Source organism: Curtobacterium sp. NPDC098951 (genome assembly GCF_044759965.1).
Classification (GTDB): Bacteria; Actinomycetota; Actinomycetes; order Actinomycetales; family Microbacteriaceae; genus Curtobacterium.
The window spans coordinates 102,001-117,348 of sequence record NZ_JBIWAG010000001.1; the positions used below are offsets into that span (position 1 = coordinate 102,001).

13 protein-coding genes are annotated in these 15,348 nt (G+C 72.3%); 11 read left to right on the forward strand and 2 right to left on the reverse strand.

Features of this window, described 5'->3' with window-relative positions; genetic code table 11:
* Positions 1 to 36: 36 nt before the first annotated feature.
* From ACIQUC_RS00550 to ACIQUC_RS00570, 5 genes are all read left to right on the forward strand, one after another.
* Positions 37 to 1,032 carry a FecCD family ABC transporter permease gene (locus ACIQUC_RS00550; RefSeq protein ID WP_402262041.1) on the forward strand — a complete coding sequence of 332 codons (996 nt, stop codon included), beginning with the start codon at positions 37 to 39 and terminating at the stop codon, positions 1,030 to 1,032.
* On the forward strand, positions 1,029 to 2,024 hold the full coding sequence (locus ACIQUC_RS00555) for a FecCD family ABC transporter permease (protein WP_402262044.1): 996 nt from the start codon (positions 1,029 to 1,031) through the stop codon (positions 2,022 to 2,024). The genes ACIQUC_RS00550 and ACIQUC_RS00555 overlap by 4 nt, the downstream gene beginning before the upstream one ends.
* Before the next feature lie 123 nt (positions 2,025 to 2,147).
* Positions 2,148 to 2,627: an FHA domain-containing protein gene (locus ACIQUC_RS00560; protein WP_042723592.1), complete on the forward strand. Its 480-nt coding sequence runs from the start codon at positions 2,148 to 2,150 to the stop codon at positions 2,625 to 2,627.
* Positions 2,627 to 3,331 carry a MerR family transcriptional regulator gene (locus ACIQUC_RS00565; RefSeq protein ID WP_022905968.1) on the forward strand — a complete coding sequence of 235 codons (705 nt, stop codon included), beginning with the start codon at positions 2,627 to 2,629 and terminating at the stop codon, positions 3,329 to 3,331. The genes ACIQUC_RS00560 and ACIQUC_RS00565 overlap by 1 nt, the downstream gene beginning before the upstream one ends.
* Positions 3,332 to 3,524: 193 nt before the next feature.
* Complete coding sequence (locus ACIQUC_RS00570) at positions 3,525 to 4,085, forward strand: MerR family transcriptional regulator (protein ID WP_070418635.1); 561 nt, start codon at positions 3,525 to 3,527, stop codon at positions 4,083 to 4,085.
* Positions 4,086 to 4,737: 652 nt separating this feature from the next.
* Here the strand turns inward: ACIQUC_RS00570 and ACIQUC_RS00575 are convergent.
* Complete coding sequence (locus ACIQUC_RS00575) at positions 4,738 to 5,550, reverse strand: ParA family protein (protein WP_031262009.1); 813 nt, start codon at positions 5,548 to 5,550, stop codon at positions 4,738 to 4,740.
* Positions 5,551 to 5,610: 60 nt separating this feature from the next.
* Between ACIQUC_RS00575 and ACIQUC_RS00580 the strand changes: the two genes are divergently transcribed.
* From ACIQUC_RS00580 to ACIQUC_RS00590, 3 genes are all read left to right on the forward strand, one after another.
* Positions 5,611 to 9,021, forward strand: a complete 3,411-nt coding sequence (locus tag ACIQUC_RS00580; protein ID WP_402262050.1) for a pyruvate carboxylase — start codon at positions 5,611 to 5,613, stop codon at positions 9,019 to 9,021.
* Position 9,022: 1 nt separating this feature from the next.
* A complete protein-coding gene (locus ACIQUC_RS00585; RefSeq protein ID WP_402262053.1) occupies positions 9,023 to 9,526 on the forward strand; it encodes a peptide deformylase in 504 nt (167 codons plus the stop codon).
* A gap of 99 nt (positions 9,527 to 9,625) precedes the next feature.
* Positions 9,626 to 9,757: a hypothetical protein gene (locus tag ACIQUC_RS00590; RefSeq protein WP_402262056.1), complete on the forward strand. Its 132-nt coding sequence runs from the start codon at positions 9,626 to 9,628 to the stop codon at positions 9,755 to 9,757.
* 299 nt (positions 9,758 to 10,056) lie between these two features.
* On the opposite strand, the gene ACIQUC_RS00595 is transcribed toward ACIQUC_RS00590, so the two are convergent.
* A complete protein-coding gene (locus tag ACIQUC_RS00595) occupies positions 10,057 to 11,943 on the reverse strand; it encodes an AMP-dependent synthetase/ligase (RefSeq protein ID WP_402262059.1) in 1,887 nt (628 codons plus the stop codon).
* A 79-nt stretch (positions 11,944 to 12,022) separates the two neighbouring features.
* On the opposite strand from ACIQUC_RS00595, the gene ACIQUC_RS00600 reads away from it, so the two are divergent.
* From ACIQUC_RS00600 to ACIQUC_RS00610, 3 genes are all read left to right on the forward strand, one after another.
* A complete protein-coding gene (locus ACIQUC_RS00600; protein WP_031261143.1) occupies positions 12,023 to 12,976 on the forward strand; it encodes an ROK family glucokinase in 954 nt (317 codons plus the stop codon).
* A 32-nt stretch (positions 12,977 to 13,008) separates the two neighbouring features.
* Complete coding sequence (locus tag ACIQUC_RS00605) at positions 13,009 to 13,749, forward strand: lysophospholipid acyltransferase family protein (RefSeq protein ID WP_402262063.1); 741 nt, start codon at positions 13,009 to 13,011, stop codon at positions 13,747 to 13,749.
* Positions 13,750 to 13,846: 97 nt separating this feature from the next.
* On the forward strand, positions 13,847 to 15,190 hold the full coding sequence (locus ACIQUC_RS00610) for a class II 3-deoxy-7-phosphoheptulonate synthase (RefSeq protein ID WP_402263783.1): 1,344 nt from the start codon (positions 13,847 to 13,849) through the stop codon (positions 15,188 to 15,190).
* Positions 15,191 to 15,348 lie beyond the last annotated feature (158 nt).

Below are 15,348 nucleotides of genomic sequence, written 5' to 3' on the forward strand. Positions count from 1 at the left end.
CGTTCGCCGTCGCCCACTCCTCCCGCGCCCAGCTCCGTGCCCCGCCTCGTCGGTGCCACCGTGCTGGCCGTGGTCGTCCTCGTCGTGGCGGTGGCGCTCTCGGTGGCCTTCGGGTCGCGTCCGATCCCGCTCGGCACGGTGCTCGACACCGTGCTGCACCCGGGGCGGAACGACGAGATCGGCCTGATCGTCCTCGGCAACCGGGTGCCCCGCACGGTCGTCGGGCTCCTCGCCGGATCCGCGCTCGGGGTCGCCGGCGCGGTCATGCAGGGCGTGACGCGGAACCCGCTCGCCGACCCCAGCGTCCTCGGGATCAACTCGGGGGCCGCCCTCGCGGTGGTCGCCGGGATCGCGCTGTTCGGGATCAGCGGCACCGCTGCCTACCTGCCGTTCGCGTTCGGCGGCGCCGCCCTCGCCGCGCTCCTCGTCTACGGCATCGCCGCCGTCGCGCGCCGCGGCCTGTCGCCGGTCGGGCTCGCGCTCGCGGGGGCCGTCGTCGCCGCCGCGCTGTCGTCGATCACCACCGCGGTGCTCGTGACGAGCCAGAGCCTGCTCGACCAGCTCCGCTTCTGGCAGGTCGGTGCCCTCGCCGGCAAGGACCTCGGCACCGCCGGCGTCATCACGGTGCCGGTCCTCGTCGGGCTCGTCATCGCGTTCGGTCTCGGCCGGTCGCTCAACACGCTGGCGCTCGGCGACGAACTGGCCGCCTCGCTCGGGCAGCGGGTCGTGCTCGTCCGTGCCGTCGGGGGCGTCGTCACCGTGCTGCTCGCCGGGTCGGCGGTCGCCGCGGCCGGACCGATCGCCTTCATCGGGCTCGCCGTCCCGCACGCGGTGCGTCGGCTGAGCGGGCCCGACCACCGCTGGACGATCCTCCTGTCCGCCGTCGTCGCGCCGGCCCTTCTGCTGGTCGCCGACGTCATCGGGCGCGTCGTCGCCTACCCGGGGGAGCTGCAGGTCGGCATCGTGACCGCACTCATCGGTGCACCGGTGTTCATCTGGCTCGTCCGGTCGCGGGCGGTGAAGGGGCTGTGACCGCGGTGCGCCCGACCGCTCGTCGCCGCGAGGCCCTCGTGCTCGTGGCCGTGCTCGTCCTGCTCCTCGTCCTCGTGCTCGTCGGGCTCGGCGTCGGCGAGATCCCGCTGTCGCCCGTGCAGGTCGCGAGCGCGCTCGTCGGGCACGGCGACACGATCTCGGACTTCGTGATCGGACAGCTCCGCGGCCCCCGGGTCGCCGGCGCGATGCTCGTGGGGGCGTCGCTCGGCGTGGCCGGTGGCATCGTGCAGAGCGTCGTCCGCAACCCGATCGCGAGCCCCGACGTGATCGGCATCACCTCGGGGGCGAGCGCCTCGGGTCTGACGGCCATCGTGCTGTTCGGCGCGAGCGGCGGGACCCTCTTCTCGGTGGTGCTCGTCGGCGCAGTCGTGGTGTCGCTCGTGATCGCCGGACTCTCCTGGCGGCGGGGGATCACCGGCAACCGGGTGGTCCTCGTCGGGATCGGCGTCGCGGCGATCTGCCTGAGCATCACCGGGTGGATGCTCACGAGCGGCACGGTCACGCAGGCCGGCACCGCGCTCCTCTGGCTCTCCGGCAGCCTGAACGCCGTCGACCGGAACCTCGTCGTCGTGCTCGCCGTCGCGTTCGTCGTGCTCATGGTGCTCGCGCTGCTGCAGTCCTCGCGACTCACCGTGCTGACCCTCGGCGACGAGGTGGCGTCCTCGCTCGGGCTCCGACCGAACCGCGCGAAGGTGCTCCTGCTGCTGACCGCCGTGTGCCTGACCGCCGCCGCCGTGGCGACCGCGGGACCGGTGTCGTTCGTCGCGCTCATGGCCGCCCCGATCGCCCGACGGCTCGTGGGTGGTGGGCGCGTGGCGCTCGGCGCGACCGCGGCCGTCGGTGCCGTGGTCACCCTGGCGAGCGACCTCGTCGCCCAGTTCGCCATCCCCGGGAACGCCCTGCCCGTCGGGGTCGTGACCGGGGTGATCGGGGCGCCGTACCTGCTCTGGTTGCTCGCGCGCGGTCGCTGAGCGGTGGGTGTTCCCGGTACGTTCGCTGTACGCGTTCCCCCGAGTTGTCCCCAGCCCCGTTCGGGGCTGGGGTTCGGTGGGTCGTTTCCGATACGCTTGTGCGCCAAGAGGAGGAGGTCCACGATGCCAGATCCAGTGGTCCCGCAGCCGGACGGTCAGAAGACCCCTGAGCAGCGGCTGGTCGACACCACACTGACCTTCAGCATGGACATGGGGGCGGCGCTCACTGCCGAGTCCGGTGTGTCCGCCGAAGAACGTGACGCGATCAACGCGCTGCCCTCCGGGTCGGCGCTGCTCGTGGTCCGTCGCGGGCCGAACGTCGGTGCGCGGTTCCTCCTCGACTCGGACGTCACGACGGCGGGGCGACACCCCGACGCCGACATCTTCCTCGACGACGTGACGGTGTCGCGCAAGCACGCCCAGTTCCTCCGTCACGGCACGAGCTTCAGCGTCAAGGACAACGGGTCCCTCAACGGCACCTACTTCGACGGCGTCCGCATCGACGAAGCACTGCTCACCGACGGGTCCGAAGTGCAGGTCGGCAAGTTCCGCCTGACCTTCTACGCCTCCCGGGTCGACCTGGCGCGCCTGGCGAACGCGTAGTGGCCGCACGGTCCGCCGCGGCCCGGGCGGGGTCCGCGGTCCCGGACCTGCTCACGATCGGGCAGGTCCTCGCTCGCCTCAAACCGGAGTTCCCGGACCTGTCCAGCTCGAAGCTCCGGTTCCTCGAAGAGCGCGAGCTGGTCACGCCGATCCGGACGGCGAGCGGGTACCGGAAGTTCTCGGCGGCCGACGTCGAACGCCTCCGGGTCATCCTCGGCCTCCAGCGCGACCACTACCTCCCGCTCAAGGTCATCAAGGACTACCTGGCCGACCTCGACGCCGGGCGCGAACCGGTCCTGCCCGGCGGCGGGGACGCCCCGAAACCGTCGATCCTCGGCCGCGAACGGCGGTACACCCGTGACGAGACGGTCCGGGCCGCCGGGGCGTCGCCGATGCTCCTCGCCGACGCCGTGTCCGCCTCGCTGCTGCCCGCTGCCGACACGTACGGCGACGACGCGGTCTCGGTGCTCAAGGCGCTCGTCGAGCTGCAGCGCACCGGGATCGAACCACGACACCTGCGCACGATGCGCAGCGTCGCCGAGCGCGAGGTCGGGCTCATCGAGTCCGCGCTCATGCCCGTCTCGCGGCGCGGCGACGCGACCTCGCGGGCGAAGGCGACCGAGCTCGCGCGGGAGATCGCCGGCCACCTCGAGGTGATCCGGTCGAACCTGATCCGCACGGCGATCGGGCGTCTCGACGCATGACGCGCGTCGTGGCTCGTCCGTCCTCGACCGCTGGTGCGCGTCGGTGGGTGGGGCGTATCCTCGACACGCCGGACGCGCCGAGTCGGATGTCCCGCGCCGGAGCGGTTCGAGTCGCTACCGTGGACCTCGGAACAACTCTCAACCCGTCATTGAACGTTCAGTTGGGAGCTCGATCGTCGTGGAAGGCAGCCTGATGAGTGGGAACGACACCCCCGGGACCGAGTCGGAGATGACCCGGTACGACCTCGGGCTGCTCTTCACCGACGGCCTGCCCGAGCACGACGAGCAGAACGGCTACCGCGGCACGGTCGCAGCCCGCGCCGCCGGCATCTCCTACCGCCAGCTCGACTACTGGGCGCGCACCGAGCTCGTCGAGCCCACGATCCGCGGGGCCGCCGGCTCCGGGTCGCAGCGGCTGTACGGCTTCCGCGACATCCTCGTGCTCAAGCTCGTGAAGCGACTGCTCGACACGGGCATCTCGCTCCAGCAGATCCGCACCGCCGTGAACCAGCTCCGCGAGTCCGGCGTCTCGGACCTCGCCCAGACGACGCTCATGTCGGACGGGGCGTCGGTGTACCTCTGCACCTCCGACGACGAGGTCATCGACCTGGTCTCGCGCGGCCAGGGCGTGTTCGGCATCGCGGTGGGCAAGGTCCTGCGCGAGGTCGAGTCGTCCCTGGTCGAACTCGACGCCACGCCGGCGGCCGACCCCGACGACGAGCTCGCCGCCCGCCGGGCTTCGCGCGCTTCCTAGTCCCGCGCCCGGGGCGCCGGGTCCGGGCCGGCGGGACCCGCGCAGCCGACCGCGGCGACGCCGAGCGGGCGAAATACGTCACACTCGGCGACGCGCAACGGCAGTTCGTACCCGGGCGGCGAACCGCCAGCGGCGTGTCGCGCCCGTTCGACGGACGAGCGGCCCGTGGCCGTCCGCGCAGGGCCTAGCGGAGCTGCGCGTCGGGGCGGAGGTGAGCCGCGCCTCCTGGCCGTCGACGCAGGCGCTGGGCCACCGGAGCTGCGTGTCCGTCGAGGCGGAGGTGAGCCGCGCCTCCTGGCAGCCGACGCAGGCGCTGGCCGGACGGGCCGCGCGCGTCCTGTGTCGCGGACTCCGCGTCGAGCGGTCGGGACACGCCGCGTGTCGGACGTCGAGCGGGCAGGATCGACCGCTCCGGCGTCCCGAGCGTGACGGAGAAGGCCCGCTCGGTGGGGGCACAACGGGCGAGTCGTGCCGAGCCGGCCAGGCACGCCGAACGGTCGGGACACGCCGCGTGTCGGACGTCGAGCGGGCAGGATCGGCCGCTCCGTCCGCCCGAGCGTGACGAAGAAGGCCCGCTCGGCGAAGCCGCGCGCGCCGCGCGGAACGCACCGCACGGCCACCGCACGGCCCCCGCGCGCGCAGGCGGAGCGCCCTAGGCTGCGCCGCCCTCGGCGTACGGGCCGATCTTGCCCGTGCGCATGATGCGCTCGAGCAGCTGGTCGAAGTTCCGCGCCATCTCCTGCGCCGACTCACCCGGCCACACGTGCAGGGGCTTCGCCGCACCCTGCGCCTGCTGCAGCGAGGTCCGCTCGGGCAGCTGCGGCGAGAGCACGAGCGGGCCGAACATGTCCCGGAGCTCCTTGATGCGGAACTGGTGCTCGAGCGACTGCACGCGGGCACGGTTCACGATGATGCCGAGGGGCTGCAGGCGGGGGGAGAGGCCGCGACGGATCTCCTCGATCGCGCGGAGTGCACGGTCGGCGGCGGCGACGGAGAACAGGCCGGGCTCGGTGACGACGGTCACACGGTCGGACGCGGCCCACGCGGTGCGGGTCAGGGCGTTCAGCGACGGCGCGCAGTCGATGAGGACGAGCTCGTAGTCCTGCTCGACGTTCGCGAGGGCCTCTTCGAGCTTCCAGATGTCGCGGATGGACGGGTGCGGCCCGTCGAAGTTGATCGCGGAGGGCGACCCGACCATGACGTCGATCTTGCCCTGGGAGCCCTTCGTCCAGCCCGAAGGGGCGATCGCCTGGCGGACGATCTTCTCCTTCGGGTTCTCGAGGACGTCGGCCACGTTGAGGTGCCCGGAGATGTTGATGTCGAGGCCGGTCGAGACGTCCGACTGCGGGTCGAGATCCACCACCAGCGTGCGCAGTCCCTTGGCGAACGCGGCCGAAGTCAGGCCGAGCGTCACCGTCGTCTTGCCGACACCACCCTTGAGGGAGCTCACGCTGAGTACATGCACGGTCAGCAACGTTACCGCCAGTAGGGTTGTCTCACCTCAACCCGGGCTGAAAGGGACCTCGTGTTCGACAAGATCCTGGTCGCGAACCGTGGCGAGATCGCCATCCGTGCGTTCCGCGCGGCGTACGAACTCGGTGCGCGCACCGTCGCCGTCTACCCGTACGAGGACCGCAACTCCCTGCACCGGTTGAAGGCGGACGAGGCGTACCTGATCGGGGAGCGCGGGCACCCGGTCCGCGCCTACCTGGACGTCTCCGAGATCGTGCGTGTCGCGCGCGAGTCCGGAGCCGACGCGATCTACCCCGGGTACGGCTTCCTGTCCGAGAACCCGGAGCTCGCCGCCGCCGCGGCCGCTGCCGGCATCACGTTCATCGGCCCGGGCGAGCACGTGCTCGAGATGGCGGGCAACAAGGTCACCGCGAAGGAGCACGCGGTCGCGGCCGGCGTGCCCGTGCTCGCGAGCACCCCGGCGAGCCGCGACATCGAGGAGCTCCTCGCCGGTGCCGACGCGATCGGCTTCCCGGTGTTCGCCAAGGCCGTCGCCGGTGGCGGCGGGCGTGGGATGCGCCGGGTCGAGACGAAGCCCGAGCTCCGCGCGGCGCTCGAGGAGGCGATGCGCGAGGCCGACAGCGCGTTCGGCGACCCGACGATGTTCCTCGAGCAGGCAGTCATCCGCCCGCGCCACATCGAGGTGCAGATCCTCGCCGACGCGACCGGCACCGACGCCGGCACGATCCACCTGTTCGAGCGGGACTGCTCGGTGCAGCGCCGGAACCAGAAGGTCGTCGAGATCGCCCCGGCGCCGAACCTCGACCCGTCGATCGCCGCAGCACTGCACCGCGACGCCGTCGCCTTCGCCCGGTCGATCGGCTACGTGAACGCCGGCACGGTGGAGTTCCTGCTCGACACCGAGGGGGAGCGGGCCGGCCAGCACGTCTTCATCGAGATGAACCCGCGTATCCAGGTCGAGCACACGGTCACCGAAGAGGTCACGGACGTCGACCTCGTGCAGTCGCAGATGCGCATCGCCGCCGGGCAGACCCTCGCCGACCTCGGCCTGTCGCAGGACCGCGTCCGCGTCCACGGTGCGGCGCTCCAGACGCGCATCACGACCGAGGACCCGACCCAGGGCTTCCGACCGGACACCGGCCGGATCACGACCTACCGGAGCCCCGGTGGCGCGGGTGTCCGTCTCGACGGCGGAACGGTGGCGACGGGCGCGCAGATCAGCCCGCACTTCGACTCGATGCTCGCGAAGATGACCTGCCGCGGACGGGACTTCCCGGCGGCGGTCGCCCGGGCGAAGCGTGCCCTCGCGGAGTTCCGGATCCGCGGCGTCTCGACGAACATCCCGTTCCTCCAGGCCGTGCTCGAGGACCCCGACTTCGACCGCGGTGACATCTCGACGAAGTTCATCGAGGAGCGCCCGCAGCTGTTCGGCGGCCACGTCTCGAAGGACCGCGGCACGAAGGTGCTGAACTGGCTCGCCGACGTCACCGTCAACAAGCCGAACGGCGAGCGACGCCCGCAGACCGTCGAACCGAGCGAGAAGCTCCCGACGATCGACCTCGGTGCCCCTGTGCCCGAGGGGCAGCGCGACCGGCTCCGGCTGCTCGGCCCGGCGGAGTGGGCGAAGGCCCTCCGTGGCCAGACCGAGCTCGCCGTCACCGAGACGACGATGCGCGACGCTCACCAGTCGCTCCTGGCCACCCGCGTCCGCACGAAGGACCTCGTGGCGGTCGCGCCGTACGTGGCCCGGCTCACGCCGCAGCTGCTCAGCGTCGAGGCCTGGGGCGGTGCCACCTACGACGTCGCGCTCCGGTTCCTCGGCGAGGACCCGTGGGAGCGGCTCGCGTCGCTCCGCGAGGCGATGCCGAACATCCCGATCCAGATGCTGCTGCGCGGCCGGAACACGGTCGGCTACACCCCGTACCCGACCGAGGTGACGGACGCCTTCGTGGCCGAGGCCGCCGCGTCGGGCGTCGACGTGTTCCGCGTGTTCGACGCGCTGAACGACGTCAGCCAGCTGCGTCCGGCGCTCGAGGCCGTGCTCGCGACCGACACGGCCGTCGCCGAAACGGCCCTCTGCTACACCGCCGACCTCCTCGACCCGTCCGAGGACCTCTACACGCTCGACTACTACCTCCGCCTCGCGGAGCAGATGGTCGAGGCCGGTGCGCACGTCATCGGCATCAAGGACATGGCCGGCCTGCTCCGCGCCGGCGCGGCCGAGCAGCTCGTCACCGCCCTCCGGGAGCGCTTCGACCAGCCGGTGCACGTGCACACGCACGACACGGCGGGCGGGCAGCTCGCCACGCTCCTCGCCGCGGCCCGTGCCGGTGCGGACGCCGTCGACGTCGCGGCCGCGCCGATGGCCGGTACGACGAGCCAGCCGAGCATGTCCGCGCTCGTCGCCGCCCTGGCGCACACCGAGCGCGACACGGGTCTGTCGCTCGACGCCGTCGGCGACCTCGAGCCCTACTGGGAGGCCGTGCGGCGCGCGTACGCCCCGTTCGAGTCCGGGCTGCCCGGGCCGACCGGCCGCGTGTACAAGCACGAGATCCCGGGCGGCCAGTTGTCGAACCTCCGCCAGCAGGCCATCGCCCTCGGCCTCGGCGACCGGTTCGAGCAGGTCGAGGACTGGTACGCCGAGGCGAACCGGATCCTCGGTCGCCCGACGAAGGTGACGCCGTCGTCGAAGGTCGTCGGCGACCTCGCACTGCAGCTCGCCGCGGTGGACGCCGACCCGGTCGACTTCGAGCAGCACCCCGAGAAGTACGACATCCCGGACTCCGTCGTCGGCTTCATGGCCGGCGAGCTCGGCGACCTGCCGGGCGGCTGGCCCGAGCCGTTCCGCTCGAAGGTGCTCGCGGGGCGCGAGGTGCGGCTCGAGGTCACGCCGGTGCCGGACGCCGAGCGGGCGCACCTGGACACCCCCGGTCCCGAACGGCGTCAGGCCCTCAACCGCCTGCTCTTCCCGCAGCCGACGCAGCAGTTCGCGCGCGTCCGCGAGCAGTACGGCGACCTCTCCGTCGTCCCGACCGTCGACTACCTGTACGGCCTGCGTCCCGGGCAGGAGCACGTCGTGCCGCTCGGCAAGGGCGTGGACCTGTTCGTCGGCCTCGAGGCGATCGGCGAGGCGGACGCCCGCGGTGTCCGCACGGTCATGGCGACGATGAACGGGCAGCTCCGCCCGGTGTACGTCCGTGACCGGTCGATCGAGGTCGAGACGAAGGCCGCCGAGCAGGCGGACAAGACCGACCCGAAGCACGTCGCGGCGCCGTTCTCCGGCGTCGTGACGCTCAAGGTCGCCGTCGGTGACGTCGTCGAGGCCGGTCAGGCCGTGGCGAGCATCGAGGCGATGAAGATGGAAGCGGCCATCACGGCACCCGTCGCGGGGACCGTCGGCCGTCTCGCGATCCCGGCGACCCAGCAGGTGGACGCCGGCGACCTCCTGGTGGTGCTGCAGTAAATTGACCGTCCGTCCCATCCGCCTGTTCGGCGACCCCGTCCTCCGTTCCCCGGCCGACCCGATCCGTCCCGACGCCGTCGGGAGCCAGGGCATCCGTGACCTCGTGCAGGACCTGATCGACACCGTCAAGGAACCCGGTCGTGCCGGCGTGGCCGCTCCGCAGATCGGTGTCGGGGTGCGCGCCTTCTCGTACAACGTCGACGGTGAGGTCGGCTACGTCCTCAACCCCGAGATCGTCGAGGTCGGCGGGGAGCCGGAGCTGATGGACGAGGGGTGCCTGTCGGTGCCCGGGCTGTCCTACCCGACCCGGCGATCCCCGTACGCCAAGGTCCGCGGCGTGGACGTCGACGGGGCCGAGGTCGTGCTCGAGGGCACCGGGCTCATGGCCGAGGCGCTGCAGCACGAGGTCGACCACCTCGACGGCACGGTCTACGTGATGACGCTCGACCCGGACGTCCGCCGCCGGGCGCTCCGTGACATCCGCGCGCAGGACTGGTTCCACTGACACCCCAACGCGGGATTGTCGTCCGGGCCTGACGAGGGGGTACCGTATCGCCGTCGGCTTCCCACCGACGTCGTACCCCACACCCCCCAGGACACCCCCATGACCGCTCAGGACGACGAGCTCAGCTCGCACCGCACCCGTACCAACCGCCGCGCCACCGAGGTCCAGGTCACGACCTCCTCGACGGCCGTCCTCGACGCCCCCGCAGCGGAGCAACCGCAGGACGCCTGATCCCGCGCGGTCGCGGACCGCGCCCCGCGCCCAGCGTGACGGACAGGAGGCGGGGGGGGGGGGGGGGGGGGCCCCCCCCCCCCCCCCGGGCGGGGGGGGGGGCGCCCCCCCCCCCGCCCCCCCCCCCCCGCGCCGGGGGTGGGGGGCCCGTGGGGTGTGGGGGGGGGGGGTGGGGTGGTGCGCCCCCGCGGGGGGGGGGGGGGGGCGGGGGCGGGGGGGGGGGGTCGGGGGGGGGGGGGGGGGGGGGGGGGGGGGGGGGGGGCCCCCCCCCCCCCCGCCTCCTGGCCTGCGCTGGTGCCCTAGTCCCGCCGGCGGCGCCCCTCGACGACGGGCGTCGCGGTGGTCTGCACCTTCGACCCCGAGTAGATGTGCTCGACGTCGGCGGCGAAGTCCCGCAGCACGACCTGACGCTTGATCGTCAGCTTCGGCGTGAGGTGCCCGGACGCCTCGGTGAGCTCGGTGTCGAGGATCGTGAACGACCGCACCGACTCCGCCCGTGAGACCCGCTGGTTCGCGGCGTCGATGGCCTCCTGGACGGCCTGGTGCACCCGCTCGTCGTAGGCGGCTTCGTGGGCGGACAGGGCGGGGGAGATGCCCCGAGCCTCGCACCAGCCGCCGAGCATGTCGCGGTCGAGCGTGACGAGGGCGGCGACGAACGGCTTGCCCTCGCCGACGACGACGACCTGGCCGATGAGCGGGTGCTCGCGGATCCCGTCCTCGAGCGGCGCCGGCGCGACGTTCTTGCCGCTCGCCGTGACGATGAGCTCCTTGGCGCGGCCCGTCACCGTCAGGACGCCGTGCTCGTCGAGCCGACCGAGGTCGCCGGTCCGGAACCACCCGTCGACGAGCGCCTTCGCCGTGGCCTCGTCGTTGTGCCAGTAGCGGTCGAACACGTCGACGCCGCGGATGAGGATCTCGCCGTCGTCCGCGATCCGGATCTCGACCCCGGGGAGCGCGCGGCCGACGCTGCCGATCCGGAGCTCGCCGGCCCGGTTGACGGTGGCGGGTGCGGTCGTCTCGGTGAGGCCGTACCCCTCGAGGATGAGCACCCCGATCGACCGGAAGAAGTGCGACAGGCGCGGTGAGAGCGGTGCCGAGCCGCTCACGGCGTAGCGGACCCGTCCACCGATGGCTTCGCGGAGCTTCGCGTACACGAGCCGGTCGAACAGCTTGAAGCGGAGCGCCAGGCCGAGCGGGACCCTGCCCGCCGCGAGGGCCTCGGAGTGCGCGACCGCGGTCTTCGCGGCGGCCCGGAAGATGCGACCCTTGCCACCGAGGTCGGCCTTCTGCTCGGCCGAGTTGTAGATCTTCTCGAACACCCGCGGCACGGCGAGCAGGAACGACGGCTTGAACGTCGAGACCGCGTGCATGAGGTCCTTCGTGTCCGGCTCGTGGCCGACGAGGACCCCGGCGGAGACCGACATCACCGCGATGAACCGCGCGAAGACGTGGGCCATCGGGATGAACAGCAGCGTCGAGGCGCCGTCGGCGACGACCTCGGGCATCGCCTCGGACGCGCCCTCGACCGTCGCGGTGAAGTTGTCGTGCCGGAGCACGCAGCCCTTCGGCCGGCCCGTCGTCCCCGAGGTGTAGATGATCGTGGCGTCGTCGTGGCCGTGCACGTCGACCGTGCGCGCGTCGAGCTCGGCGTCGGTGACGTCCTCGCCGAGGCGGACCAAGTCGTCCAGGCCGCCGCCGTCGATCGTCCAGTGCTGGCCGAGGTGCGGCAGGTCCGGCGCGATCGACGCCACCCGGCGTGCGTGCTCCTCCTGCTCGACGATGATCGCGACGGCCTCGGAGTCCGAGAGGATCCAGCGCACCTGGTCGGGCGAGCTCGTCTCGTAGACCGGGATCGAGACGAGCCCGGCGGTCCACACGGCGAAGTCGACCAGGGTCCACTCGAGGCGCGTGCGCGACAGGATCGCGACGTGCGCCCCGGGTTCGAGGCCGGCGGCGACGAGGCCCTTGGCGATGCCGCGCACGCGCTCGAGGGTCTCGGCCGCGGTGATGGGCGTCCACCGGTCGCCGTGCCGCACGGCGAGGATCGGACGGTCCGGCGTCGTCCGGGCCCGCTCGGAGAGCAGTCGCGCGGCCGAGCCGTGGTCGGGGGCGGTGAGCGGGGTTGGGTGCCGCTGATCGTTCACGGTGACTCCCTTGTCGGCCGGTTCGATTCGAGTGGGCCTCATCGTCGAGGCCGCACCGTCAGCATAGGACGCGTTCCCCCGCGTTCCGTGAGCGTGCGGGGAACCGGTAGGCTCGTTGCTCGTGCACGCCATCGGAATCGACATCGGGGGCACCAAGATCGCGGGAGCGGTCGTCACGGAACTGGGCGAGATCCTCGCCGAGGACCGGGTGGCCACCAACGCTGCGGACCCGGACGCCATGCTCGACGACGTGGTCGCGATGGTCTCGCGACTGCGCGCCGCGAACGAGGTCGGCGCCGTCGGCGTCGCCGCTCCGGGCTTCATCGACGCCTCGCAGTCGATCGTCTACTACACGCCGAACATCCGGTGGCGGAACGAGCCGCTGCGCCAGAAGCTCCAGCAGCGGATCGGCGACCTGCACATCACCGTCGACAACGACGCGAACGCCGCGGGCTGGGCCGAGTTCCGCTTCGGCGCCGGTCGGCTCGTGTCCGACATGACCATGCTGACGATCGGCACCGGCGTCGGCGGCGCGATCGTGACCGAGGACCGCCTCTTCCGCGGGGGCTTCGGCACCGGCGGCGAGATCGGCCACCTCCGCATCGTGCCGAACGGACTGCCCTGCGGCTGCGGTGCCCGCGGCTGCATCGAGCAGTACGGCTCCGGTCGTGCCCTGCAGCGCATGGCGAACGACGTCGCGGACGCCGGCGGCATCGGGTCCGCCCTGGCCGACGCCCGCGCGGCGAACGGCGGCGAGCTCGACGGGCACATCGTCGGCGACCTCATCCTGGCCGACGACCCCGGTGCCCTCGCGGCGCTGCGGCGGCTCGGTCGGCACCTGGGCGAGGCCTGCGCCTCGCTGTCCGCCGTGCTCGACCCGCAGCTCTTCGTGTTCGGCGGCGGCGTCGCCAGCGCGGGGGACCGGCTGCTCGACCCGATCAAGCAGGCGTACCTCAACAACCTGCCGGCCCGTGGGTACCACCCGGAGCCGGACTTCGTGATCGCCGAACTCGTCAACGACGCCGGTGTCGTCGGCGCGGCCGACCTCGCTCGGATCCACGCCCGCACGGCGTAGGGTCGCACCACCCCACCGTCTCGGAGTCGACGATGACCTACTGGCTGCTGAAGAACTTCCTGCTCGGGCCGCTCATCCTCACGCTCTTCCGGCCGTGGGTCGTCGGCCGTGAGCACGTCCCCACGACGGGGCCGGTGATCTTCGCGTCCAACCACGTCTCCTTCATCGACTCGGTGATCCTGCCGGCAGTGCTCGACCGTCGGCTGTCGTTCCTCGCGAAGAGCGACTACTTCACGGGGCGCGGGCTGAAGGGCTGGGCGACGAAGACGTTCTTCAACGCCATCGGGCAGCTGCCGATCGACCGCTCCGGCGGCAAGGCGTCCGAGGCCTCGCTCCGCACCGGCCTGCAGGTCCTCGCCCGCGGTGAGCAGCTCGGCATCTACCCCGAGGGCACCCGCAGCCCGGACGGCAAGCTGTACCGGGGCCGCACCGGCATCGCCCGGATGATCCTCGAGGGCCGCGTCACCGTCGTCCCCGTCGCGATGATCGGCACGCGCGAGGTGCAGCAGATCGGGCAGCGGTTCCCGAAGTTCAAGCGGGTCGGCGTCGTGTTCGGCAAGCCGCTCGACTTCTCGCGATTCGAGGGCTTCGAGACCGACCGCTTCATCCTCCGCAGCGTCACCGACGAGGTCATGCACGAGCTCGCCGGACTGAGCCGTCAGGAGTACGTCGACGTGTACGCGACGAGCGTCAAGGAGCGGGCGAGCACGGCACGTGAGCAGGTCCTCCGTGCCAAGGTCACACGGAATGGCCGGGGCACGTCGGCACGTTAGGATTCGATGGTTCCGGCAACCGCCCGGACGGCCATCCCTTCGAGAGGTACCACCCTTGTTCGAGTCGACCGACTTCGTCGCCCTGCAGGATCCGGACGTGATCGAGGGCCTCGACTACTGGCGGACGCTCCCGATCAAGCAGCAGCCCACCTGGCCGGACCAGGCCGCGGCCGAGGCGGCATCGGCCGAGATCGCCACGCTGCCCCCGCTCGTCTTCGCGGGCGAGGTCGACAAGCTCCGTGAGCGGCTCGCGTCGGCCGCCCAGGGCAAGGCGTTCCTGCTGCAGGGCGGCGACTGCGCCGAGACCTTCGCCGGGGCCACCGCCGACTCGATCCGCGACCGCGTCAAGACGATCCTGCAGATGGCCGTCGTGCTGACCTACGGCGCGTCGATGCCGGTCATCAAGATGGGGCGCATGGCGGGGCAGTTCGCCAAGCCGCGCTCGAGCGACTTCGAGACCCGCGGCGACGTCACGCTGCCCGCCTACCGCGGCGACATCGTGAACGGCTACGACTTCACGCCGGAGAGCCGCCAGGCCGACCCGCGGCGCCTCGTGCAGGGCTACCACACCGCCGCGTCGACGCTGAACCTCGTCCGTGCCTTCACGCAGGGTGGTTTCGCCGACCTGCGCCAGGTGCACTCGTGGAACAAGGGCTTCGCGTCGAACCCGGCGAACGCCCGGTACGAGCACCTCGCCAAGGAGATCGACCGCGCGATCCGTTTCATGGGTGCCTGCGGAGCGGACTTCGACGAGCTGAAGCACGTCGAGTTCTACGCCTCGCACGAGGGCCTGCTCATGGACTACGAGCGCCCGATGACCCGCATCGACTCGCGGTCGGGGCTCGCCTACGACACGTCGGGGCACTTCATCTGGATCGGTGAGCGCACCCGTGACCTCGACGGCGCCCACGTGGACTTCCTGTCCCGCGTGCGGAACCCGATCGGCGTGAAGCTCGGCCCGACGACGAGCGTCGACGACATGAAGGCGCTCGTCGACAAGCTCGACCCGAACCGCGAGCCCGGTCGTCTGACGTTCATCACGCGCATGGGCGCCGGCAAGATCCGCGACGAGCTGCCGAAGCTGCTCGAGGCGATCAAGGGCATGGACGCCAACCCGCTGTGGGTGACCGACCCGATGCACGGCAACGGCCTGACGACGCCGACCGGGTACAAGACGCGCCGCTTCGACGACGTCGTGGACGAGGTCCTCGGCTTCTTCGAGGCCCACCGTGAGGTCGGCACGTACCCGGGCGGCATGCACGTCGAACTCACCGGTGACGACGTCACGGAGTGCCTCGGCGGCTCGGAGCAGATCGACGAGGCGACCCTCGCGACCCGCTACGAGTCCCTGTGCGACCCGCGCCTGAACCACATGCAGTCGCTCGAGCTGGCCTTCCTCGTCGCCGAGGAGCTCAGCGCACACCCGCACGTGCGCGCGTAGCGCGGCGCGCTCACGCGACCTGCTGACGGACGGGAGGCGGGGGGGGCCCGGGGCCCCCCCCCCCCCCCCCGGCCGGGGGGGGGCCCCCCCCCCCCCCCCCCCCCCCCCCCCCCACCCCCCCCCCGCCCCCCCCGGGGGGGGCCCCCCCCCCAAATATA

What these genes read in the sequence shown, in the direction of transcription:
- ACIQUC_RS00560 (WP_042723592.1), top strand. Translation starts at nt 2,148, where the DNA reads ATGCCAGATCCAGTGGTCCCGCAGCCGGACGGTCAGAAGACCCCTGAG.
- ACIQUC_RS00605 (WP_402262063.1), top strand. Translation starts at nt 13,009, where the DNA reads ATGACCTACTGGCTGCTGAAGAACTTCCTGCTCGGGCCGCTCATCCTC.
- ACIQUC_RS00570 (WP_070418635.1), top strand. Translation starts at nt 3,525, where the DNA reads ATGAGTGGGAACGACACCCCCGGGACCGAGTCGGAGATGACCCGGTAC.
- ACIQUC_RS00590 (WP_402262056.1), top strand. Translation starts at nt 9,626, where the DNA reads ATGACCGCTCAGGACGACGAGCTCAGCTCGCACCGCACCCGTACCAAC.
- ACIQUC_RS00595 (WP_402262059.1), bottom strand. Translation starts at nt 11,943, where the DNA reads ATGAGGCCCACTCGAATCGAACCGGCCGACAAGGGAGTCACCGTGAAC.